Raw genomic sequence first — 25,626 nt, 5'->3', positions numbered from 1 at the left:
GCGCGCATTCCGTCCAACCTCCGCGCACTCCTTCAGAACCGAATCAGCCGCGGAGGAAGGGGAGTTCTGGCCGTATTCAGGGCCGGGCCCACGGTTCCGTGATGTCGCCGGTCTGTGCCGTCGCTCGTCGATGAGGTTGTTCCTCTCATCGCGAAGTCAGAAAGAGACGTCGAAATAGTCGATGTTGTTCATGGCCACTTCGAGGTCCTGGGCGCGGCGGCCGCCGTCTTTGAAGTACACCTCCTGCAGTCCTTCGGCGACGATCTCACGCATCTGCCGATCAGTGGCTCCCTGTTCCCGGGCGTCGAAAAGACGTGCCGCGTACGCGGGCGGGAGGTGGACGGTCAGGCGGCGGAAGCGGCCGTCGTCCGTGCTGCCGACAGGCGCGGTGTAGCCGAACTGGGCGCGCGTCTCGATCGTGATGCCCGTGGCGGTGGCGGCCTGCCGGCGGCGGCGCTTACGGACCAGCGGTTGCCAGCGGGCCCGGACCGCGGCGTCGATCCTGTCGGCGATCTCCTTCGGCGGGCGCTTGCGCTCGCCCGTGCGGTAGCGCTCCACCGAGCGCCGGCTGACCCCGATCTCCGCCGCGACGGCCCGCGTCGTCCTGAGTTGCTTCATCAGGTAACCGATCTGTCCCTTGAGGGCCTTGGGCGGCTCCCTGGTGAACGCCTCCTGGCCGGCGCGCTCCAGGGCGTCGTCGATGTCTCCCACGGGTCATTCCCCTTCGTCGAACGTGGCGTCGTGGCCTGTAGGTTCGCGCCGCCGTTGTCATTCCGGGCCGCGCTGACCTGCTGCTTGCTCTGCTGTCTCATCAGATGTCCCACGGGTTCCGTCTCAGCGCGGTGGCATTTCTTCATGCCGCATCGTCCTGCTGCTCCTCGTCGGGCTCCCAGGTATGGTCGAACCAGGTGATGAAGTCCATCACGGTGCCGACGCGGGCGATGCGCTCGTGGATGGCTCGCTGGTCGTGTCCGGGGAGGAAGTCGCCGCGTTCGATCGGTTTGTCGCAGCCGCAGTTGCACTTCCGGTTGTCGAGTGGGGACTTGAAGTAGGTGATGGGGTTCTGCTGGGCGCCGTTCGGGGCGGGTTTGCCCACGTACTGGTCGTACACCGGATGCCCGGGGCCGAGGATGCGTCCTTCGAAGGCCCGCCGGCCGTCGGGGGTGTCGACGATCCGGTCGATCTCCATGGCCTGCCTGATGATGACGTCGCCGCTGACGACGGCGAACCGCTCTCGCTCGACACGTTCACCGGTAATCGCCCAGGTTCCCCGGGCAATATCGTGGAGCTGCTGGTCGGAGAGCCCTTCGGTCCATCCGATCTGTGACCGTGCGAAGGCGTCCTTGTGCGGGTCGATCAGCCTGCGTCTGCCCAGCGTGATCTGGATCATCGAGCCTCCCATTAGACCATCCCTTAACGGTGTCGATGTGTCTAAGGTAGCGGAGAAATGCTAGACCATCAATCTTCCTTGAAACGGGGTCTCATAATCTCATTGCTATGAATGGCAGGCGCCCCGGGCGGGGCCGTCACTCTCCCCGCACGGGGCGCCTGGCGCGTACGGGCCCAGTCAGGGCCTGGGCAGTGGTAGGCCGGGCATCTGTGGGTGGCGCAGGTGCTGCCCGCCGTTGTACACGTGCAGGGTGAAGGTGTCTGGGCCGGGGGCGCCGGCCGCGTCGTAGGCGTCCAGGACGCGCTCGATCCGCTCCCACAGCTTCACCGGACCGCCCTCGCGCACGGACCAGCCGTCCTCGCTCGGGCTGAGGGTGGCGGCGGAGCCGGTGACAACGTCGATCAGGTGCACGACCTCGCCGACGGTCGTCATCTGCGCGTCGGGCACAGCGCTCTGGGCGAGGAACCGCAGGTGGAACGCCTCCTCGGTGGCGGGACGCGGAGATCACCGAGCTGACCAAGACGCTCAAGAAGAAGACCGCCCAGTGCACCGAACTCCAGCGCAAACTGGACGCTGCCGCCACGGTCATCGCCGCTCTCCACCACGACAACGAGGCCCTGCGTGAGTACATCGCCAGCCGGGACGGCGACACAGGCCAAGGCAACGTGGTGCCGCTGTCCGCTCGACGAGGAGAGTTCCACGATCCGCCCGGATGATCCCACCACCAGGCCGACAGTTCCGGAGGTGTCGTACGTCTGTTGCGGCCGCAGCGAAATGGAGGCGGCCAGTGGAGGGCCCGGCTATGCCGGGCCCTCCACGCTGCCGACCGTTGTGGACAGGCGTGGGCGGAGGGTGCGGCAGTTCTCGCAGCTCGCTTGCATCCAGGTGCGCTGGCCGTCACCGCGAAGGCGGATGCGCCCGGAAACTCCGCAGGCTTCGCAGGTGTGCTCGGAGGCGGTCTCGGCGGCATCGGTCAGCGCGGTGGCCCGGTCGGCGAACTCTCCATCGAACTCTCCGTCTTCGAACCGGTCGGCGATGGTGATGCGCAGGCCGCCGAACCTCGTGCCGAACGATTCAATCCGGTAGGCGGCATCCAGGGTGAGCAGGTCGTGGTGGAGCTGGTCGAGCAGGGCGGCCCAGCCGGGCCCAACGGTGGAGGCCCAGGCCGGGATCTGCCGCTCGACGGGGCTGGAGGGTTCCGTCGTCATGGGAGCCATGGTTGCGCACGCCACTGACAACGAGGCCGTGCACGACAGCCTCTTGCGGCGCACGGTGGTTTCCGTCAGCGCCCGCCGCGGTACCACCGGCTGACGCGGCGGCGCCCCGTCCCCGGTGCGAGCGGGGGCGGGGCGCCGTGATGCTGGTGGCCGTCAGGCGGCCTTCGGCGGCTGCACGCCGGTGAGGACGCGGGCACCTCGGCCGGGGAGCAACGGCAGCCGCCCGGACGTCTCGTAGATCCTGTTGGCGATCTCGGCCTTGTCCATTGCGGTCTGGCGGGCCCGTGCTTCGAGTTGTGGGGGCACATGCGCGCTCGTGACGAACGCCGCGACCGCGGCGAGGACCGCGTTGAACTCGCGGACGTAGTCCTTGACCCTGCTCGACTGGACGCGGGAGAGGTGCCGATCTGCGGTTCGCCAGGACGGTCTCGTCCTTGGCCCTCCACCGCTGGTCCTTGTAGTAGAGCAGGAAGCGGCCGGTGCTGGCGACGGACAACACGTCCTCGAACAACAGGTTCGGAGCCGGGCCACTGGGCCGGACGGGGGCCGATCGTCGGCACGTACGGCACCTGCCACAGCGGGCCGAGCCAGTCCCAGCGCAAGCGCATGACGGCACGCTGCCCGCCCTCATACGCGGCTCGGGCCCCAGCCGGAATCGGCCAGGGCCCGAGTGTTTATGGCTGGTTGGCGGTCAGACCTTCACCAGGTCGTAGGTGCCGGTGCCGTCCTGCCTGCCGCTGCTGTACTGGCGCAAGAACTCGCCGTCGACGTAGCGGTCATGGCCGATCATGTAGCCGGTGTACTTGTTCTGGATGCCGATCTTCCCGGAGCCGGGGACGTCGCGGTAGATGTAGAACCGCTGGAGGTCGTCCTCCGAGCAGGCGTCGGCCTTCGCAGACGGCACCGGACCGGCCTCGTGCTTCGCCGTGGCGGTGGCGGAGCCGCAGTCGAGCAGGCCCTGCGCCTTGGCCATGATGCTGTTGGCGGGGACCTTGTCCTCGCAGCGCACGGCGCCCTCTTCGAGGGTGGTGTAGGTGGTGAAGCTGCCGGTGTCGGGCCCCTCAACCCACTTCAACGCCCAACTGTCGTCGCCTTGTTGGACGCGGTTGCAGTTGAGACTGCCGTAGGTGCCGGTGACCTTCTTCGTGCCCTTGTAGAGCCCGTAGTAGCCGGGCTGGAAGAAGTTCCAGGTGATGGAGTTCGACACGCTGCTGGTGGAGGTGTAGTTGACCTGGACGTTCAGGCCCAGGCTCGCGCCGACCGTGCCGAGGGCGTCGACGGCGAAGCTGCCCTGCACGTTGCCGTTGAGACTTTTACTTCAGAGGTGCCTTGCCGATCGTGCGTGGTGGAAGCGTAGAAACTCCCATCATCGCAGGTCATCGGGCACCTCTTCCTATTTCTCCGTCCACAGACCAATCATCACGCGGTGGATTGAGGCTGAGGCGCTGACCGAGCGATTTCCAGGACTTCGTCCAGGCTTCGGCACGGTCGGCCCGACGTCATTGGGTCGGTCCAGCCGGGTGCGGCGCGTCAGCCGGCGACGGCGTGTCCGGCCTCTGCGACCGCCAGACCGTCGAACAGTCGAAGACTCAGAGCGGCGGTACCGCCGTCCAGCGACCGTCGGCGTAGCGCTCGCGGCAGGCCGACCGCCGCACCTTGCCGCTGGTCGTGAACGGGATGCTGCCGGGACGCAGCAGGACCACGTCGGATGCCGGAAGCTGGTGGTTCTCGTTGACTGCGGTGCGGATGGCCTGCGCGACGGAGGCGCCGACGGATTCGTCGCCGCGGCTGAAGGCCTGCCACGCGTGCGGCGTGAGCTCGGCCGCCACGATCAGCTGCGCGTCGACTCCGGGGTCCGCGGCGAAGACGGCGCACCGGCGGGGGCCTATGTCCGGGTGGCAGTCCTCGACCGTCCGCTCGATGTCCTGCGGCTGGTGGTTGCGGCCGTCCACGATGATCAGGTCTTTGAGACGCCCGGTGATATAGAGCTCGCCGTCGTGGAGGAACCCGAGGTCCCCCGTGCGCAGATGGGTTCGGTCGTCGTCGGGCAGCCGTCCGCCGAACGTTGCCCAGGACGCTTCGGCGTCCTGCCAGTAGCCGCGCCCGACGTTCGGGCCGTGCAGCCAGACCTCGCCGACGCGGCCCGGCGGGAGAGGCGCGCCGAGGCCGCGTGCTTCGTCGAACTCGACGATCTGGAGCGTCAGCCATTCGGGCGTGCGGCCATTGCCGACCAGGGTGACGGCGTCGTCCATGTCCGAGAGCACTACTGACCCGTCCTGCAGGCTCTGACGGTCCAGTCGCAGGACGGTCGGGGCCTTCGGGTCCTTCAGACCGGTGGCGAAGACTGTCGCCTCCGCCAGGCCGTAGCAGGGTGCTGTCACCGAGGGCCGGAAGCCGACGGGCGCGAAGAACTCCGTGAAGCGCTGCACGGTGTCGTACCGGACCGGTTCCGCGGCGTTGAGGGTGATCTCCCAGGAGGACAGGTCGAGCCGGTCCCGTTCCTCCGCGCTGATCTGGGCGACGCAGAGGTCGTAGGCGAAGTTCGGGGCGCCGGAGATATGGGCGCGGACGGCGGCGATGTTCTCCAGCCAGGACAGTGGCCGCATCAGGAACTGGGCCGGGGTCATGAAGTCGCATCGCCCCCCGACGTGGAGGGCGAAGGTGCCCATTCCCAGCCCCATGTCGTGGAACATCGGTAGCCAGGAGACCAGGCGGGTGTCCTCGGGGGCCACGTCCCGGTTGTCCATGTCGCCGAGCTGGGCGAGCTGGGCAAGGTTGTGCAGGATGTTGTCGTGCGTCAGCATGACGCCGCGCGGCTGGGTCGTCGAACCGGACGTGAACTGAAGCAGCGCCAGATCGGAGCGGCCGGGCAGGTATTCGGTGGTCACCGGCTCGGCAGCGGTGCGCAAGTCGGCGGTCGTGCTGACGCGTCCGAACGCGGGCTCGGCGCGTACGGTGTCCAGGTCCGCCGCCATCGCGATGGTCGCTACAGGTGCGGCGCTTTTGACCAGCGCAGTCGCGTGCGCGACGGTCTTGGCCAGGCCGCGTCCTAAGACCGGGTACGGCAGCGGCACCGCGACCATCCCGGCGTATGCGCACGCCATGAAGCCGACGATGAAGTCGAGGCTGTTCGGCAGCAGCAGCACGACACGGTCGCCGGAGACGCCGATGGTCCGCAGCCCGCCGGCCAGCTCCCGCGCCCGCTGGTCGAGTTGTGCGTAGGTCAGCTCGGCGGCCCGGCCTTCGCTGGGCAGAACACGGCAGGCGAGCCGGCCCGGATGGGCCTCAGCGCGCCGGTGCAGCAGGTGCGCCAGGCTCCGGTCGACGGGCAGGGTTGTGCGTTTCCGAGCAGCCATGACGGTCTCATCCCCCGTGAATTGAGCGACTGTGGCTGGATCCAGGCAAGCAGAGTCTTGATTAGCGCGTCAACATATGGCGACTCAGTGCCTGGTCGTGGCCTGAAATAGGCGGGTAGGACGAGAAACCCTCGTTGACAGTGGCATCAACTCTGTGCTCGAGTAGCGCTCGTGCTCCGGCGCCGATCTTCGGCGCCAGTCGGCATCGAAACGGGGATTCATGATAGCAGCTATCTATGCCCTCATGCCTAGATCACATTCCGCTATCGGCAAAAACTTGTCATGTTTACGGTGATGGCGGTGTGCCGCCGTACGCCGTCGGCTTTCGGCCGAGTGGATGGCGAAGGTGACGTCCTGACGGTGATGCTGTGAACACCGGAGAGATGAGCATCACCACTCAGGAATACGTCAAGCAGGATATTCGAATAGTCAATGCTCCGCGTGGCGAGCAGTATCAGCCGACCGACAGGCACACAGCGCTGCGGCAGGGCCTTTTCAGCAGACGCGTCAACCACTGGTGGACTCGTATGCGGGAACGTACAGCAGATCTCCGCCCCAGACGTTGTACGAGATGGGCAAGAGCGTCCTGGGCGCGTGTGACGACCTCGTCGATGGCGCGTCTGACGCCGGCCGGCTGTGGTGGTAGTGCGGTGGATTTCCTGCGTCCGAGAGATCTGACCGAGGCCCTGGAACTGCGGCGTCGTCATCCCGAAGCCTGGCCGGTGGCTGGCGGGACCATCGTCATGCCGAAACTGAACACGCAGGGCGAGCGTCCGGCGGCGCTGCTCGACCTCAGCCGACTCCGGGAACTGAGTGGTTGGCGCGCTGGGGACGGCGAGCTCAGGGGCGGCGCCTCGGTGACGTACCAGCAGATCGCCACGGCTGTGGAGCCGGCCGGGTTGTCGGTTCTGGCGGACGCGGCCGGGGCTGTCGGGTCGCCGCACGTACGGCGACGCGGCACGCTCGGCGGCGCCGTGGCCGCCGCTCACCCGGCGGGTGACTGTCACCCGGTGCTGTTGGCCGCAGACGCGGTGATCGAGGTGGCCGACGCCGTTCGGCGACGCCGTCATCGAGGAGACCCGCCGCTACCACCACCGCGCGACCGTCCCGTTGGACCCGTTGACCGGGCAGTGCGATTCCCACGTGCAGCTGGCGTTCTGCGCCCACTGTGCGATGGTCGACGTCGATTCGGAGCTCGGTCGGGTCCGGGTGGTCGACCTGGCGATGGTGCAGGACGTCGGTCGGGTGCTGAACCGGATCGGGGCGGAGGGGCAGCTGCACGGCGGGACGGTGCAGGGTGTCGGGCTGGCGCTGTCGGAGGAGCTTGCCGTCCGCGATGGCGTGACCCTCAACCCGGGCTTCGGGGCGTACGTGATGCCCGCTGCGACAGACGTGCCCTTGATGCAGGTGGTCCTGCTGGAGAGCGCCGATGACGAGGCACCTTACGGGTTGCGCGGCGTGGGCGAGGTGTCGGCCGTGTCGTCGACGCCCGCGGTGGCCGCGGCGGTCCGGGACGCCACCGGGCGCGCGCTGACGCGGGTGCCGATCCGGCCGTGGGATCTGGTCCCGTGAGCGGCGCCACGGACCACAGCCACGATCGGGCGGTTCCTCGCGAAACTGTCCAGGTTCGGCCGCAAGGGTCTGATCTCCGATGGCCACGACGCGGACCTGGTCGACTTCGATCTCGACGGCGGGCAGATCGCGCAGGCAAGATCACTATCCGTTATCAAGTAGTGACGTAAGGGCTTTCATTCAGATAGTACGTTCGAATACTGCATGGCATTGGAAATGACTGGACGGGGACCTGCTGTGCGTCATGAAGTGTTTGCCGGTCGCCCCTTGACCGGGCCGGAGTACGGGGCCTGGGTGGCGGGACAATTCGTCGCCGATCCGATCGACCGGACGGCTTTCTGTGTGCTGCGCATTCCGGTGTCGGTCTCGTACGACGCACTGGAGCGCGCCGTGGGACGGCTCCTTGATCTGCATCCGGTGCTGCGGAGCGCGTTCGGGTCCGCAACGACGCCGGTGAGGCGGGACGTCGAGGAACCGGTCGGCTCCGATGCGACGGCCCGCACGTTGCCCGAGACCGTGGCTGCCGACCGGTTAGCCGTCTTACGCTCTGCTGACGGCGGTCGTCAGCTCTTCATGCCGCTGCCGTACTTCGCCGTCGACCGGTGGTCGATCCGGGTCATCGCCCGCGACTTGGCCGCACTGTGTGCTGTCGGTGCCGCCGATACCGACACGGCAGTGCTTCCGATCCAGGACGGCGGCACTTCGAACGCCGACACCTCGAACACCGACAGCGAGCAGGACATCGCCTACTGGCGTGCTGCATTGGCCGACATCCCGCCGGTGCTGACCCTGCCCAACGCACTGAGCCGGCCGACGATCGCCTCTCATCGGACGGCCTCGATCCGTCGGCCGTTGCCGGAGGCCGCCGCCGACGCCCTGCGTCGACTCGCGCGGGACCTGTCCTGCGAAGTCCGCGACGTGGCCTTCGCCGCCTTCGCGGTGGTGCTGGCCCGGCTCACCGGCCAACGCCACCTCGCCGTCGGACAGACCTTCGACGGCCGTGCCGAGGCTGCGGCGCACGACATCGTCGGCAACCTCGCCACCACCGTGCCGATCCCTGTCGACCTACGCGCCGATCCGGGTTTCGCCGATGCCGTCGAGGCCGTACGGGCCGCGGTCGCCCCGCACCGGTTCGCCGACCTCGACCAGGTCGCTGCTGAAGTCGCCCCCGCCCGGGACGCGTCCTGGCATCCGCTGTTCCAGGCGTCCTTCGCCTACGACGACGTCGGGGTCTGGTCGGCCGACTCGGCCCCGGGGTCCTTCGATGTCGTCGCGGCGGCCGACGGCCCGATGTCGACCGATGTCCATCTGCGGATCGAGGACGACGGCGGCTTCGCGGCGGTTGTCGACTACGCGGTCGACGCGTATCCGGCGGTAACCGTCGAGACCGTGCTCATGTGCTTGGCCGAGTTCCTCACGTCCGCCGCCGCCGAGCCCAAGGCACCGGTGTCGGCGCTGGGGATGCTTCCCGAGGCGGAGCGCCGCCGCCTGGCCTTCGATTGGAACGCCATTCCTGCCGACTACGACCCCGACGTCTGCCTACACGAACTGTTCGAACGCCAGGCCGCGGCCACACCGCGGAGCACAGCGTTGACCGCTGCGGACCGGACGGTCAGCTACGCGGAACTGAACATCGCGGCGAATCGACTTGCGCATTTGCTGCGGGCGCGCGGAGTGCGGCTGGAATCCCATGTCGGAGTGTGTCTGGACCACAGCGTCGAGCTCATGTCGACCCTGCTGGGAGTCCTGAAGACCGGCGCCGCCTACGTGCCGCTCGATCCCGCGCATCCGGCCGAACGACTCAAGTACGCACTGGACCAGACCCAGGCCCCGGTGGTCGTCACCACCTCGGACCTCAAGGCTCTGCTGCCGCCGGAGGTCGAGGCGGTCTGTCTGGACGAGACCGACCTGGCCTCGTTCCCCGCCGACAATCCGCCGCGGACCGCAGGTCCCGACAACCTTATCTACACGATCTTCACGTCGGGGTCGAGCGGACGCCCCAAGGGGGTCCAGATCAGCCATCGCGGGCTGGTGAACTACCTGCTGTGGGCGATCGAGGGCTATGGCGCGGCCGCCGGGGAACACGGCGCGCCGCTGGTCGGCTCGATCGCGTTCGACCTGTCGATCCCGAACATCTTCCTACCGCTGATCGTCGGCCGCGACGTGCTGATCCTGCCGCCGGAACGCGCGTTGCAGGCTCTGGTGCGCCAGTTGGAGGGCGACGAGGACATCAGTCTTCTGAAGATCACGCCGGCTCATCTGGACGTGCTGCGCGCGCAGATCACGCGGCAGCCGCCGCTGACCGCGGTGCGCACCTACGTCGTCGGCGCCGACGAGGTGAAGCCGGACACCGCCGACCAGTGGCGGCGGCTGGCCCCGAACGCGCGGGTCATCAACGAGTACGGCCCTACCGAGACGGTGGTCGGCTGCTCGGTGTTCGAGGTGCCTGCGGACCGGGCCGGCGGCAGCATCGTGCCGATCGGGCGGCCGATCGGCAACATGACCATGTACGTGCTCGACGACCATCTGCGGCCGGTGCCGGTCGGCGTGGTCGGCGAGCTGTGGATCGGCGGCGTCGGCGTGGCCCGCGGCTACCTCGGCCGGCCGGACGCCACCGCCGAGAAGTTCCTGCCGGATCCGTTCAGCGCCCAGCCCGGTGCGCGTTTCTACCGCAGCGGTGACCACGCGCGAATGCGGCCCGATGGGGAACTGGAATTCCTCGGCCGGATCGACCACCAGGTCAAGATCCGGGGCTACCGGATCGAGTTGGGCGAGGTAGAGGCGAATCTGCTGACCCATCCCGACGTGAGCGAGACGGTGGTCGCGGTCCGGGAGGACAACCCGGGCGACACGTATCTGGCCGCCTACTTCGTGCCGCGTGGCGGGAGCGAGGTGGGTCGCCAGGAGCTGCGCCGGTTCCTGGCCGAGCGACTGCCCGACTACCTCGTCCCGCGGGTCTACGTGCCCCTGGACGAGTTGCCGCTGAGCCCGGGCGGAAAGGTGGACCGGCGCCTGCTGCCCGACCCGCGACACAAGGCGGTCGACAGTGCCGGCGTCGATGCCCGGGCCGAGACCGACGAGCCTGACGGCCCCGTCGAGCAGGCCTTGGCCGGGCACTGGTGCAAGGTGCTCGGCGTCGACACCGTAGCCCGGACGGACCGGTTCTTCGAGCTCGGGGGCGGTCGGCTGGCCGCCGTGCGTGCCGCGCAGCTGGCACGGGAGGCGGGACTGCCGGTGGACGCCCGCATGATCCTGCAGTGGCAGACGGTCGCCGACCTGTCCGCACGCCTCGGCTAGCCGCAGGTGGACCGGTACCCCGACGTGAAGACTCATGGAGAGAACGTGACCATGCCCGTGGGGAACATCGAGAACGAGGACGGTGCTCCGGACGCCGCAGCCGTCGAACGCTGGATCGTCGAGCACGTCGCCGACCTCGCGCGGCTGCCGCGCGACCGGGTCTCGGCGACCGAGCCGTTCCTGGACTACGGCGTGTCCTCCAAGGACGCGCTGGTCCTGCTCGGCAAGTTGCAGGAGCTGATCGGCCGGACGTTGGAGCCCAGCCTCCTGTGGGAGTATCCGACCGCGCGCCGGCTCACGGAGTTCCTCACCGGACCCGGTCGTGACCAGGCGCAGAACCGGGCTCAGGACGGTGAGCAGGATCCTGACCAGGCGGCCGAACGGGAACCGATTGCCGTCGTGGGCCTGGGCTGTCGCTTCCCGGGTGCCTCCGGCGTCCCGGCCTACTGGCGGCTGCTCGCCGAGGGCCGCGACGCGATCGGCGGCCCGGCCGACCGCGAGGAGATGCTCGGCATCCACCCGCCTCATGGACTGTTGGACGACGTCTCGGGGTTCGACCCGGAGTTCTTCTCGATCTCCAACCGCGAGGCGCACCACATCGATCCTCAGCAGCGGCTGGTTCTGGAGGTGGCGTGGGAGGCGCTGGAGCACGCCGGGATCGTCCCGGCCACGTTGGCCGGCACCGACGCCGGAGTGTTCCTCGGGATCAGTAACGTCGACTATGCGCGGCTGAACGTGCGCCGCGGCACCGACGTCGAACCTTACGACGCCACCGGCCAGTCGCCGACCGTCGCCGCGAGCCGGTTGTCGTACCTGCTCGACCTGCGCGGACCCGCCGTGGCCGTGGACACGGCGTGTTCCTCGTCCCTGGTCGCCGTGCAGCTGGCCTGCCAGAGCCTGTGGTCCGGGCAGAGCCGGCTGGCCATGGCCGGCGGGGTGAACCTGATCCTGAGCCCGGACCTGACCGACGCCTTCGCCCGGGCCGGGATGCTGGCCGCCGACGGCCGCAGCAAGGCGTTCGACGCCTCGGCCGATGGCTACGGCCGGTCCGAGGGGTGTGGCGTCATCGTGCTCAAGCGCCGGTCGCAGGCACTGGCCGACGGCGACCGGATCCTGGCGCTCATCCTGGGCGGCGCCGCGAACCAGGACGGGCGCAGCAACGGCCTGACCGCGCCGAACGGGATGGCGCAGCGGGAGGTACTGCGGGCGGCCGCGCGGGACGCCGGGATCGAGCCGGCCGCCGTCGACTACGTCGAGGCGCACGGAACCGGCACCCCGCTCGGGGACCCGGTCGAAGCCCGGGCCCTGGACGCGGCCCTGGCCGCCCACCGCAGCGACGCCGACGCGCTGATCGTCGGTTCGGTCAAGGCGAACATCGGCCACACCGAGTCGGCGGCCGGCATCGCCGGGCTGATCAAGGTCGTGCTGATGCTGCAGCACGGCGAACTCGTCCCGCAACCGAACCTGACGGCACCCAGCTCGGCGCTGGACGTCGGCAACCGGATCCGGTTCGCCGACGTCCGCTGCCCGTGGCCCCGGCGCGGGGGACCGCGCACGGCCGGGGTCAGCTCCTTCGGCTTCGGCGGGACCAACACCCACGTGGTGCTGCGGGAAGCCGGGCTCGGTGAGTCCACCGCGGGCGCGGAGCCGTCGGAGAGCGGCGGAGCGCACCGGGTTCTGACACTGAGCGCGCGGACCCCCGAGGCCTTGACCGATCTCGCGGCCCGCTACGCCGATTTCCTGACCGGACCCGATGCGGTGCGGTTCGCGGACGTCACCATGGCGGCGAACACGACCAGGACCCGGTTCCGACACCGGCTCGCGGTCTCGGCCGAGGCCGCGGAGACAGCGGCGAGGCAGTTGACGAAATGGGCCGGACGCGGGCAGGCCGCCGGGGTGTATCAGGGGTCGGGCGCGGTATCGGGCAAGCTCGCCTTCCTGTTCTCCGGCCAGGGTGGTCACTACCTCGGGATGGGCCGGGAGCTGTATCGCAGTCATCCGGCGTTCCGGGCCGAGATCGACGCCTGCGACAGAGTGCTGCGCGGCCGTCTCGGCGACACGCTGTCCTCCGTGCTGTTCGGCGCCGACGAGACGGTGCTGAGCCGGGCGGGCGTCCTGCAGCCGGCGCTGTTCGCCGTCCAGTACGCGCTGGGCCGGCTGTGGCAGTCGTGGGGCGTCGGACCTGATCTCGTCCTGGGCCACAGCCTCGGTGAGCTGGCGGCGGCGGCGATCGCCGGGGTGTTCGACCGGGACGACGGCCTGCTGTTCGCGGTCGAGCGCGGTCAGGCGTTCCAGGAGCACGTCGAGCCGGGAGCGATGACGCAGGTGCTGGCCGACGAGCCGACCGTGCTGGACCTGATCGCGACGACGGTCGCCGACGACCGGGTCGCGGTCGCGGCGGTCAACGCGCCTCGCGCCGTGGTGGTCGCAGGTCCCCTCGAAGCGGTGGAGCGGCTGCGCGCCGAGTGCGAGCGGCGGGGGGTCGTGACCATGCCGGTGGCCACCAACTATGCGTTCCACTCGCCGATGGTGGACCCGGCCATGGACCGGGTCCGGGCGGCGGCCGACCGAATGGCCTACGCGGTGCCGACGATCGCCATGATCGGCGCCGCGACCGGCAGCCCGCTGACTGCCCCGGACGCCGACTATTTCGCCACGCAGCTGCGCCGACCGGTGCGGTTCGCCGACGCCCTGCTCCAGCTGGAGGCTGCGGGTTGCGACACCTACGTCGAGGTCGGTCCGCATCCGGTGCTGCTGGGCTTCGGGCGTCGCTCCCTGGCCGGTGCGACGTGGCTCCCGTCCCTGAAGAAGGGCCAGGACGACTGGTCGGTGCTGATGGACAGCGCGGCCCGGCTGTCCGCCGCCGGCCGGGAGATCCAGTGGCCGGCAGTGCATTCCCGGCTCTCCGTCCCGCGGATCCCGTTGCCCACCTACCCCTTCCAACGCAAGCCCTATTGGCTGCCCGCCGTCCAGGCCCGATCGGAGATGAGTATGGCCGTCCTCCCGGCCGCACCTGGCCGTCTGGACCAGGTGCTCGATCAGTTGACCGCCCTGGTCGGCAAGCTGTTGCAGGCCGATGTCCCGCTCGATCCGGACGTCCCGTTGCTGGAGCTCGGCGCCGACTCGATGACGATGTTCGAGACCCTGCAGACCGTCCGCAAGGAGTTCGGGGCCGCGCCACCGGTGAGCCAGCTGTTCGATGACGTCAATACCCTGCGACTGCTTGCCGGATACCTGATGGAGCACGCTCCGATGGATGCCCCGGCGTTCGCCGAGACCGTGACGGCGGTCCCCGACCCGGTCGCCGTTCCGGCTGCCGTCGCCGCGATCCCCGCGACACCGGGCGCCGCGACGCCGATCGCCGCGTTGGGATCGGTCGCACAGCGGTTCCTCGACGTGCATGCCCAGGTGATGGCCCAGGCGTACGAGCTGATCAGGTCGGACCCGGCGCCCATCCCGACGTCGGCCGGGGTACCGGCCCAGGCCCAGGCGACGGCCGTATCGGAGCCTGCTCCGGCCCCCGCGCAGACCCCGGCCATGGCGGAATCGGCTGTGCCCGCCCCGGTGTTGCCTATGGGCGGCATGGCCCCGGCGTCCTCCGGTCGGCCGACCCGGCTGGGTCCGCGCGCCGAGCGTTATATCGAGGAACTGGTGGCCCGGTTCTGCGAACGGACCGCGCGCTCGCGTGCCCACGCGATCAGCGAGCGTGTGCACCACTCCGACGCCCGGCACGCACCGCGCATCGACCACCTCCTGCGAGATACGCACTATCCGCTCGTGGTGGAGACCTCGGACCGGGCGCGTCTGGTGGACGTCGACGGCAACGAGTACCTCGACCTCACCATGGGCTTCGGCGTGAACCTGTTCGGCCACAACGCGCCGTTCATCAACCGCGCCATCACCGGCCGGCTCGCGGCCGGGATGCAGCTGGGACCGCAGCCCGCCCTGGCGGCAGAGGTGGCGGACCTGATCTGTGAGATGACCGGCAACGAGCGGGCGGTGTTCTGCAACACCGGGTCCGAAGCGGTCATGGTCGCGATCCGGATGGCCCGCGCGGTGACCGGCCGCAGCAAGATCGTCACCTTCACCGGGTCCTACCACGGCGCCGCCGACACGGTGATGGCGCGCCAGGACGTGGCCGGTGCGGCCGGTGCTGCGGCGCCGCTGGCCCCGGGCATCATCGAGGGCATCGGCACCGAGGCCGTGGTGCTGCCCTACGGCACCGAGACCGCGCTGCAGGCGATCAGGGAGCGGCTGCCGGAACTGGCCGCCGTGCTCGTCGAGCCGGTCCAGAGTCGGCGTCCCGACCTGCAGCCCCGGGAGTTTCTCGCCGAGCTTCGGCGGATGACACGCGAGGCCGGCGTGGCCCTGATCTTCGACGAGGTGATCACCGGCTTCCGCATGCACCAGCAGGGCGTGCGCGCGTTGTTCGGGATCGAGGCCGACATCACCACGTACGGCAAGGTCATCGGCGGCGGCCTGCCGCTCGGCGTGGTGGCCGGTCGCCGGGCCTTCCTCGACACGATCGACGGCGGCACCTGGAGCTTCGAGGGGGCGCCGCCGGACGGGCTGCGCACGTTCTACATGGGGACGTTCTGCAAGCACCCGCTGGCGCTGGCCGCGAGCCGGGCGGTCCTGCACGAGCTCCGGCGGCGGGGCCCGGTGCTCCAGCAGGAGCTCGGCGACCGCGTCACGGCCCTGGTAGGCCGGTTGAACGAGGCATTCACCCGGCTCGGCGTGCCGATCGAGGTTGTCTCGTTCGGGTCACTGTTCCGGTTCCGGCTCGGCGGGCGCGCCGTGCCGCCAGAGGTCCTCGAAGTCTTCTACCTGGCTCTCCTGAACGCCGGCGTCTACATCTGGGAGGGGCGCAACTGCTTCCTGTCGACCGCGCACAACGACGAGGACGTCGCGCTCGTCGAGAAGTCGATCCTCGGCGTGGTCGACCAGATGCTGGAGAACGAGCTCTTCCCCGGCATGACCGGTCCTGCGGACGCCGCAGGCTCGGGTGACTCGGCCGGGGCACCGCGCCCGGAGGCGGACCGGTCCGTGCCCGCCGCCGACACCGGCGGGTACCCGCTCAGCGAGGTCCAGCAGGAGCTGTGGATCCTCGACCAGCTCGGGGTCGACGAAGCACGGGCCTACAACGAGAGCGTCCTGCTGAGACTGGACGGGCCGCTGGACCCGGCGCTGCTGCGCGACGCGGTCATCGAAGCGCTGGCCCGCCACGACATCCTGCGTACCGTGATCGCGCCGGACGGCCGTAGCCAGTCGGCGCTGCCGGACGGCTCCGTCGAGGTGGTGGCGGTCGATCTCACTCGGACGCCCCCGGATCAGAGGGACGCCGTACTGAGCACCTGGCTCGACCGGCAGGGCGACCGGCGGTTCAACCTGGTCGCGGGCCCGCTGATCAACGCCGCTGTGCTTGAGTTCTCCGAGACCGATCACTGCCTCTACATGTCCGCGCACCACGCCGTCATCGACGGCTGGTCCTTCGCAGTGCTCTTCGACGAGGTCGGCCGGATCTACAACGCCCGCCGCACGGGTGGCACGCCCGAGCTGGCCCCGGCCCCGCGCTACGCCGACTTCGTCCGCCGCCAGCGGGAACGGGTCGACGGCGACCAGTGGCACGCCGACGAAGAGTACTGGCACCGGCACTTCGCGAGCGGCATCCCGGCGTTACAGCTGCCCACCGACCGGCCGCACGGCGCGGCCGTCACCTACCGCGGCGGCCGGGTGGTCCGTCCACTCGGCGAGGAGGCGGTGCGCGGCCTCGTCGGAGTCGGGCGCCGCCTCGGGGTGACGCCGTTCACCGCCCTTCTCGGCTCGTACGCGATCCTGCTGCACCGCCTGAGCGCCCAGGACGACCTGGTGGTCGGGGTCCCCGTCGCGCAGCGCGCCCACGAGGACGCCACCCGGCTGGTCGGGAACTGCAGTAATGTCGTTCCGGTCCGGAGCATGCTCGGCGCTCGCGAGAGCGTCCGCGACTATCTCAAGCGGCTGCAAGCGAGGCTCGTCCAGGCCTACCGGCACTCCGACTTCCCGTTCTCCCGGCTGCGCGGACGCCTGGCCCAGGACGGCAACTCGGTGCGCACACAGCTGTTCAGCACCCTGTTCAATCTGGACCAGGACGTCTCGACGCCGGAGTTGGAAGGCGTGCGCGCCACCGTGGTGCTCCCGCCGCGCCGTTACTCCCCGGCCGAGCTGGAAGTCGACGTCCGGCTGCCCAACTCCGGCCCGGCGACGGTCAGCATCACCTACAACTCCGACCTCTTCGACGAGTCCACGGCCGGGCGCCTGGCGGAGCTGTACGAGCTCATCCTGGAGGAGGTCCTGAGCGAGCCGGCCGGCACGGTCGCCGCGCTGCCGATGGCCCGGCCGGACCACGAGGCCGAACTGCTCGCCCGTGCCCGGGGTGCCCTCGCCGCCGAGCCGGTCGGAGACTCGGTCGTCGACGTCTTCCAGGCGTGGGCCGCGCGGCGACCGGACGCCGTGGCGGCCGTGTCCGGATCGCACCGCGTGTCCTACGGCGACCTCGACCGCCATGCCAACCGCATAGCCCACACCCTGCTGCGCCGAGGGGCCAGCCCCGAGGTACGGATCGGTCTGGCCGCCCGGCGCGGCGTGCCGATGCTGGCGGCGGTGCTGGCGATCTGGAAGGCGCGCGCCACCCTGGTCGTGCTCGATCCCGATGCCCCGCCCGCGCGCCGGGACGCCATCGTCACGGACGCGGCACCGGCGCTGGTCCTCTCCCAGGACCGGGACGTACCGGTGCCGGACGGGTACAGCGGGCCGACCCTGTTCCTGGACGATCCGGAGATCGACGGCGAGTCGTCCGAGGATCCGCGCCGGGCGCCCGTACCGGACGCGCTCTCCTACATCGTCTACACCTCGGGCTCCACCGGCCGACCGAAGGGCGTGATGGTGTCCGAGCGGGCCCTGCTGGCCCGGTTGCGGGGCTGGACCACGGCCTACGGCCTCGGATCCGGTGTGGACTGCGTCCTGCAGATGGCGAACGGCGCGTTCGACGTGTTCATCGGCGACGTGGTGCGGGCCCTGGGCTCCGGCGCGAAACTCGTCGTCTGCCCCCGCGAGGCGCTGCTCGATCCGCCGCGGCTACTGCGGCTCATCGACGAGGAGGCGGTGGTCTGCGCCGAGTTCGTGCCCACAGTGCTGAAGGGGCTGGCCGCGTACGTCGCGGGTCTGGGCCGCCGGCTCGACACCATGAAGGTGCTGATCGTCGGCTCGGAGACCGTCTACAACCAGGACCTGGAAGCGGTGCGGTCGGTACTCGGCGGATCCACGGTGCTGGTGAACTCCTACGGGCTCGCCGAGGACACCGTCGACACCACCTTCCACGTCTACGGGGAGCGGGACCGAGAGCGCCCGCACCGGTCGCCGATCGGCCTGCCGTACCCGAACGCCGAGGCGTACGTGCTCGACGAGTGGATGCGGCCGTTGCCGCCCGGGGTGCCGGGGATCCTCTACACCGGCGGTGTGGGCGTGGCCCGCGGTTACCTCGACAATCCCGCGCTCACCGCCGACCGGTTCGTCCCACATCCGTTCAGCGCCGTGCCCGGGGCCCGGCTGTACCGGACGGGCGACGCGGTCCGTCTGGTGGCCGACGGCGACACCCTCTCGATCGAGTACCTGGGCCGGTCGGACCGACAGGTCAAGATCCGCGGGAACCGGGTGGACCTCGGTGAGGTCGAGGCCGCCGTGCGGGCCGTCACCGGGCTCGCCGAACTCGCTGTCATCGACCGGGGCGCCGACTGTGAAGCGCGTATCGTCGCCTACCTCGCGACCGGCGGGCAGGCCGATCCGATGGACGTGGCAGCCCACGCGCGGCTCCGGAACCTGCTTCCCCCGTACATGGTGCCTTCGGCGTTCGTGGTGCTGGACGCCCTGCCGTTGTCGCCGAACGGGAAGCTGGATGTGGCGGCGCTGCCGGCGGTGTCGGAGTCCGCGCGGGTGACCGGTGTGGAGTTCGTCGCCCCGCGCAGCGACACCGAAGAGGCTCTGGCCGGCATCTGGGCCGAGGTGCTCGGCCGCGACCAGGTCGGCGTCCACGACGACTTCTTCCTGACCGGTGGCCATTCCTTGCTGGCTACGACGCTGATCGCCCGCATTCGCGAAGCGTTCCACGTCGAAGTGCCGATCCGGGCGGTGTTCGAGGCGCCCACGGTGGCGTTGTTGGCCGAACGGTTGGAGGCCGGCGACGGGAACGGCGTTCGGGCCGGGGTGGTTGCCGGCCCCCGTCCGCAGGTGGTGCCGCTGTCGTTCGCGCAGTCGCGGCTGTGGTTCCTGAACCGGTTCGAGGGCCCCAACCCGGTCTACAACATCTCGATGGCGCTGCGGCTGACCGGGGATGTCGATCTCGCCGCGATGCGTGCGGCGTTGGCCGATGTGGTGGGTCGGCATGAGGTGTTGCGGACCCGGTTCATCGAGCTTGACGAGGTGCCGCAGCAGGTGGTGATGCCGCTCGGCGAAGGTGTGCCGCCGATCGTCTACGTCGATGCGGGCGCGGATACCGACCGGTTGCTGGCACAGGCCTGCGAGGTCGACTTCGACCTTTCGGAGGACCTGCCGTTGCGGGTGTGGCTGTTCCGGGTCCGGCCCGACGAGTTCATGCTGCTGGTCGTTCTGCACCACGTGGCGGGGGACGGCTGGTCGATGGCACCGCTGGCGCGGGACATCGGCGTGGCGTACGCGGCGCGGCGCGAGGGCCGGGAGCCCTCGTGGTCGCCGCTGTCCGTCCAGTACGCCGACTACACGGTGTGGCAGCGCGAGATGCTGGGCTCCGAGGACGATCCCGAGAGCTCGGTGTCCAAGCAGCTGGCGTACTGGCGCGCGGCCCTGGCCACAGTGCCGGCGGAGATCCAGCTGCCGACCGACCGGCCGCGTCCGCAGGTGGCCTCGGGCCGCGGTGCCAGCGTGCCGTTCACGATCGATCCGGAGCTCACCCAGCGGCTGCGGCGGCACGGCCGGGAAGACGGCGCCAGCCTGTTCATGGTCGTGATCGCGGCGTTGGGCGGTCTGTTCACCCGCCTGGGCGCGGGATCGGACGTGGCGATTGGTACGCCGCTCGCCGGGCGTACGGACCCGGCGCTGGAGGAGCTGGTCGGCTTCTTCGTCAACACCCTGGTGATGCGCGTCGACACCGGGGGGAGCCCGACGCTGCGGGATCTGGTAGTCCGGGTTCGGGACACCGCCCTGGCCGCCTACGAGCACCAGGACATCCCCTTCGAGCGGGTCGTCGAGGAGATCAACCCGCCGCGCTCGCTGTCCCGGCACCCGCTGTTCCAGGTCATGCTCGCCATGCAGAACACGCCCCGCTACGACGTCGGGCTCCCCGGGCTGCGGATCGCCGAGGAGCCGGCGCCGACCACGACCGCCAAGTTCGACCTCTTCTTCGACCTCGCCGACACCGAGGACGGCGGGATCGACGGAACGCTGGAGTTCGCCCGCGACCTGTTCGACGAGGCAAGCGCCGCGATTCTCGCCGACCGGTATGTACGGATGCTGGCCGCGCTGGCCGACGACCCGGACGCCGTACTCGCCGACGTCGACATCCTGTTGCCCGGGGAGTACGAAGGCCTGCTCGTCGACCGCAACCCCGAGCTTGCCGTGGCAGGGGACAGCGCGCTCGCCTTGTTCCAAGAGCAGGTACGACAGACGCCCACGGCCCCCGCGGTGGTGTTCGAACCGGCCGGGGCGGGTTCGACGGTGACGCTCGACTACGACGCGCTGAACCGGCGGGCGAACCAGCTCGCCCGGTACCTGGCCGCACGCGGCGCCGGTCCGGAGCAGATCGTCGCGATGGCGCTGCCGCGCTCGCCGGAGATGGTCACGGTCTTCCTCGCCGCCATGAAAGCGGGGGCGGCGTACATGCCGCTCGACCCCGAATACCCGGTGGAGCGGCTGACCTACATGCTCCAGGACGCACGGCCGGTGCTGACGGTGACCCGCTCCGACTTCCCGGCCCCGCTGCCGGAGGGTCTGTCACTGGTGCGGCTGGACGATCCGGACACCCTGGCCGCGATCGCGGCACTCGAGAGCAGCGATCTCACCGACGGCGGACGGACCGGTCCGGTCCGTCCGCAGAACCCGGCCTACCTGATCTACACCTCCGGGTCCACCGGCCGCCCCAAGGCCGTGGTCATGCCCAACGCCGGCCTGCACAACCTCCTCGCCTGGCACCGGGCGACCGTCGGCAGGCGCCCCGCCGGCCGCATGGCACAGTTTACGGCCATCGGCTTCGACTTCTGCGTGGAGGAGATCCTGGCGCCCCTGGTGTCGGGCAAGTCGCTGGCCGTCCCCACCGAGGCGGTGCGGGCCGACGTCGCGGAGTTCGTGCGCTGGCTGGACCGGCTGGAAGTGACCGAGCTGTGCGCACCCACCCTGGTCCTGGAAGCGGTCTGCGACACCGCCCGGATGCTGGGCACCGATCTGCCGGCCCTGGTGGATCTGCTGCAGGGCGGCGAGGCGCTGCGAGTCTCCGACCAGCTGCGATCCTTCTTCGCCGCGATGCCGGAGCGCCGCTTGCACAACATCTATGGCCCGGCCGAGACACACGCGGTCACCAGCCACACACTGACCTCCGACGACAGGGACTGGCCGGTGTCGGTGCCGATCGGATCGCCGATCGCCAACACCCGGGTGTACGTGCTCGACGAGAACATGCGTCCGGTCCCGGTCGGAGTGCCCGGTGAACTGTTCCTGGCCGGGCACGGTGTCGCCCGGGGGTACCTGAACCGCGCCGGGCTGACCGCCGACCGCTTCCTGCCGGATCCGTTCCACGGCGTCGGCGAGCGGATGTATCGCACCGGGGACCTGTGCCGGTGGAACCGTGACGGGGCGCTGGAGTTCCTGGGCCGGACCGACCGTCAGGTGAAGATCCGCGGGTTCCGGATCGAACCGGCCGAGATCGAGGCGCGCCTGCGCTCCCGGCCCGGGGTCACCCAGGCCGCCGTGGTCGCCCGCACCGGGCCCACCGGGAAGGTCCTTGTCGCCTATCTCGCCACCGATCGATCCACCCCGCCGGAGCCTGCCGAACTGCGTCAGGCGCTGTCCGCCGACCTGCCGGACTTCATGGTGCCCTCGGCGTTCGTGGTGCTGGACACCCTGCCTTTGACGCCGAACGGAAAGCTGGACATCGCGGCGCTGCCGACCGTTTCGGAGTCTGCGCGGGTGACCGGCATGGACTATGCCGCGCCAGGTACCGACGCCGAAAAGGCCCTGGCCCGGATCTGGGCCGAGGTACTGGGCCGGGACCAGGTCGGCGTCCACGACGACTTCTTCCTCGCCGGTGGCCATTCGCTGTTGGCGACGACACTGGTCGCGCGCATACGCGAGGACTTCCGCACCGAGCTGCCCATCCGGGCGGTGTTCGAGGCGCCGACGGTCGCGCTGCTCGCTGAGCGGTTGGCCGCCGGTGGCGGGGCCGGCAGGGTTCGGGCCGGTGTGGTCGCAGGTCCGCGTCCGGACGTGATTCCGCTGTCGTTCGCGCAGTCGCGGCTGTGGTTCCTGAACCGCTTCGAAGGTCCGAACCCGGTCTACAACATCCCGATGGCGCTGCGGCTGACCGGAGACGTCGATCTCGCCGCCCTGCACGAGGCGTTGGCGGACGTGGTGGGTCGGCACGAGGTGCTGCGGACCCGGTTCGTCGAGCTCGACGACACGCCGCAACAGGTGGTGCTGCCGCTCGGCGACGGCATACCGACGGCGTCTTTCGTGGATGTCGGTGACCGGGGAGACGCCGCTGGTGCCGATGTCGAGAAACTGGCGGCGCAGGCCTGCGAGGTCGACTTCGACCTCTTGGTGGACCTGCCGTTGCGGGTGTGGCTGTTCCGGGTCCGATCCGACGAGTACGTGCTGCTGTTGGTCCTGCACCACGTGGCCGGGGACGGTTGGTCGTTCGCGCCGCTGGCGCGCGACGTCGGCATGGCCTACCTGGCGCGGCGCGACGGCCATGCCCCCTCGTGGTCGCCGCTGCCGGTGCAGTACGCCGACTACACGGTGTGGCAGCGCGAGATGCTGGGCTCCGAGGACGACCCGGACAGCCCCGCGTCGCGTCAGTTGGCGTTCTGGCGTACGGCCTTGGCCGGAGTACCGGCGGAGATCCAGCTGCCGACCGACCGGCCGCGTCCTGCGGTGGCCTCGGGCCGGGGCGGCGGTGTGCCGTTCCGGATCGACCCGGTGCTCACCCGGCAGCTGTCCGCGATCGGCCGGGAGGGCTCGGCGAGCCTGTTCATGGTCGTGCTCGCCGGGCTGGCCGGGCTGCTCTCCCGTACGGGCGCGGGATCGGACGTGGCGATCGGTACCCCGCTTGCCGGGCGTACGGATCCGGCGCTGGAGGAGTTGGTCGGGTTCTTCACCAACACCCTGGTCATGCGGGTCGACACAGACGGTGACCCGACCCTGCGCGACGTGGTCGCCCGGGTGCGGAGCACGGCTCTGGCCGCGTACGAGCACCAGGACGTCCCCTTCGAGCGCGTAGTGGAGGCGGTCAACCCGCCGCGTTCCCTGTCCCGGCATCCGTTGTTCCAGGTCATGCTGGCTCTGCAGAACACACCGCACTACGACGTCGAGCTGCCCGGGCTGCGGATCGTCGAGGAGTCGACGCCGACCACCACCGCGAAATTCGACCTCTTCTTCAACCTCGCCGAGGGTGAGGACGGCGGGATCGACGGTCTGCTGGAGTTCTCCCTCGACTTGTTCGACCAGGAGAGCGCCGCTGTTCTCGCCGACCGGTATGTGCGGATGCTGACCGCGCTGGCCGATGATCCCGACGCTGCGCTCGGTGACGTGGATATTCTGCGACCCGGTGAGCGGGAGAGCCTGCTCACCGGTCGCAACCCGGAACCGGTGGGGATGGCTGGCAGCAGCGTCGTCGCCCTGTTCCAAGAGCAGGTGCGACAGACGCCCACGGCCCTCGCGGTGGTGTTCGAACCGGCTGGGGCGGGTTCGGCGGTGACGCTCGACTACGACGCGCTGAACCGGCGGGCGAACCAGCTCGCCCGGTACCTGGCCGCACGCGGCGCCGGTCCGGAGCAGATCGTCGCGATGGCGCTGCCGCGCTCGATCGACATGGTCACGGCCGTGCTCGCGGTGGTGAAGGCCGGAGCGGCGTACATGCCGGTGGACCCGGACTACCCGATGGACCGGCTGACCTTCATGTTGCAGGACGCGCGGCCGGTTCTGACCGTGACCCGGTCGGACTTCCCGGCCGCGGTGCCGGAGGACCTTCCGGCTCTGCACCTGGACGATCCGGACATCCTGGCCGCTGTCGCGGCGCTGGACGACAGCGATCTGACCGACTCCGAGCGCACAGGTCCGATCCGGCCCCAGAACCCGGCTTACCTGATCTACACCTCCGGGTCCACCGGCCGCCCCAAGGCCGTGGTCATGCCCAACGCCGGTCTGCACAACCTCCTCACCTGGCATCACCGGGCCCTCCCCGGCGGCGCCGGGGAGGTCGTGGCCCAGTTCACCTCGCTCAGTTTCGACGTCGCCGCCCAGGAGATCCTCGGCGCCCTGCTGTTCGGCAAGGCCCTGGCCGTTCCGACGCAGGAGACCCGGCTGGACCCGGCGGAGTTCGTCCGCTGGCTCGACCGGAACGCCGTCACCGAGGTCTACGCTCCGAACCTGGTTCTGGAACTCGTCTGCGCGCAGGCGCTCAAGGCCGGCCTTCCGCTGCCGTCTGTGCACCATCTCGTGCAGGCCGGAGAAGCGCTGACTCCAAGTGAGCAGATGCGGTTGTTCGTCTCGGAGCTGCCGGAGCGCCGACTGCACAACCACTACGGGCCGGCCGAGACCCATGTGGTCACCCACTGGACCGTGGGAGGCCCGGAAGGTACGGACTGGCCGGTGTCTGTGCCGATCGGAACTCCGATCGCCAACACCCGGGCGTACGTGCTCGACGAAGGCATGCGGCCAGTTCCGGACGGAGTGCCGGGAGAACTGTTCCTGGCCGGAGCCGGTGTCGCGCGCGGGTATCTGTACCGTGCGGCCTTGACCGCCGAGCGGTTCCTGCCGGATCCGTTCCACGGTGCGGGGGAGCGGATGTATCGCACCGGGGACCTGTGCCGGTGGAACCGTGACGGGGTGCTGGAGTTCCTGGGCCGGACCGACCGTCAGGTGAAGATCCGCGGGTTCCGGATCGAACCGGCCGAGATCGAGGCGCGCCTGCGCTCCCGGCCTGGCATCACCCAGGCCGCCGTGGTCGCCCGCACCGAGAGTACGGGGCAGGTTCTCGTCGCCTACCTCGCCACCGACCGGCCGGTCCTGCCGGAGCCTGCCGAACTGCGTCAGGCGCTGTCCGCTGACCTGCCGGACTTCATGGTGCCCTCGGCGTTCATGGTGCTGGACACCCTGCCGTTGACTCCGAACGGAAAGCTGGATGCGGCGGCCCTGCCCATGGTGTCGGAGTCCGCGCGCGTGACGGCGGAATACGTCGCACCGCGTACTCCCACCGAACAGGCCCTGGTCCGGATCTGGGCCGAGGTGCTCGGCCGGGAGCAGGTCGGCGTCGACGACGACTTCTTCCTGGCCGGCGGGCACTCGCTGTTGGCGACCACGCTGATCGCCCGCATCCGGGAGGCCCTGCAGACCGAACTGCCCATCAGGGCGGTGTTCGAGGCGCCCACCCTCGCCGGCCTGGCGAGCCGGATCGACGCCTCGACGACCCGCACCGACCCCGACGACCTGGCCGAGATCGACGCCCTGCTGGACGACCTCGAACGGCTGTCCTCCGACGGCGCCGGGCTCGACGACCACTGATCACCACCGACCAGGA

General features: G+C 70.0%; 8 protein-coding genes and 3 pseudogenes. 4 read left to right on the top strand and 7 right to left on the bottom strand.

Translation table 11 applies throughout. The annotated features are described in order from the left end of the window. Positions 1–156: 156 nt before the first annotated feature. The 7 genes and pseudogenes from tpg to ACZ7P3_RS26125 form a co-directional block, all read right to left on the bottom strand. Complete coding sequence (gene tpg, locus ACZ7P3_RS26155; protein ID WP_472085473.1) at positions 157–711, bottom strand: telomere-protecting terminal protein Tpg; 555 nt, start codon at positions 709–711, stop codon at positions 157–159. Positions 712–853: 142 nt separating this feature from the next. Then, positions 854–1,390 (bottom strand): hypothetical protein, encoded by a 537-nt coding sequence (locus ACZ7P3_RS26150; RefSeq protein ID WP_472085472.1) that lies wholly within the window; start codon positions 1,388–1,390, stop codon positions 854–856. Positions 1,391–1,567: 177 nt separating this feature from the next. Then, positions 1,568–1,882, bottom strand: a pseudogene (locus tag ACZ7P3_RS26145) (ATP-grasp peptide maturase system methyltransferase); the annotation flags it as partial. Positions 1,883–2,190: 308 nt separating this feature from the next. After that, on the bottom strand, positions 2,191–2,598 hold the full coding sequence (locus ACZ7P3_RS26140; RefSeq protein ID WP_472085471.1) for a hypothetical protein: 408 nt from the start codon (positions 2,596–2,598) through the stop codon (positions 2,191–2,193). A gap of 162 nt (positions 2,599–2,760) precedes the next feature. Further along, positions 2,761–2,913 carry a hypothetical protein gene (locus ACZ7P3_RS26135; protein ID WP_472085470.1) on the bottom strand — a complete coding sequence of 51 codons (153 nt, stop codon included), beginning with the start codon at positions 2,911–2,913 and terminating at the stop codon, positions 2,761–2,763. 385 nt (positions 2,914–3,298) lie between these two features. Next, positions 3,299–3,925 (bottom strand): annotated as a pseudogene (locus ACZ7P3_RS26130) (hypothetical protein); the annotation flags it as partial. Between the two features lie 271 nt (positions 3,926–4,196). Then, positions 4,197–5,963: a fatty acyl-AMP ligase gene (locus ACZ7P3_RS26125; protein ID WP_472085469.1), complete on the bottom strand. Its 1,767-nt coding sequence runs from the start codon at positions 5,961–5,963 to the stop codon at positions 4,197–4,199. A gap of 383 nt (positions 5,964–6,346) precedes the next feature. Between ACZ7P3_RS26125 and ACZ7P3_RS26120 the strand changes: the two are divergent. The 4 genes and pseudogenes from ACZ7P3_RS26120 to ACZ7P3_RS26105 all read left to right on the top strand — a co-directional run. Continuing rightward, positions 6,347–7,018 (top strand): annotated as a pseudogene (locus ACZ7P3_RS26120) (FAD binding domain-containing protein); the annotation flags it as partial. Between the two features lie 13 nt (positions 7,019–7,031). Beyond that, entirely contained in the window at positions 7,032–7,535 is a 504-nt protein-coding gene (locus ACZ7P3_RS26115) for a molybdopterin cofactor-binding domain-containing protein (protein WP_472085552.1), read from the top strand. Positions 7,536–7,829: 294 nt separating this feature from the next. Next, entirely contained in the window at positions 7,830–10,832 is a 3,003-nt protein-coding gene (locus ACZ7P3_RS26110; RefSeq protein WP_472085468.1) for a non-ribosomal peptide synthetase, read from the top strand. Between the two features lie 51 nt (positions 10,833–10,883). After that, entirely contained in the window at positions 10,884–25,610 is a 14,727-nt protein-coding gene (locus ACZ7P3_RS26105; protein WP_472085551.1) for an amino acid adenylation domain-containing protein, read from the top strand. Positions 25,611–25,626 lie beyond the last annotated feature (16 nt).

Source organism: Streptomyces sp. NPDC107581 (assembly GCF_055657175.1).
The sequence above is the reverse complement of the archived record's forward strand: the minus strand, read 5'-3'. Positions and strand labels throughout refer to the sequence as shown.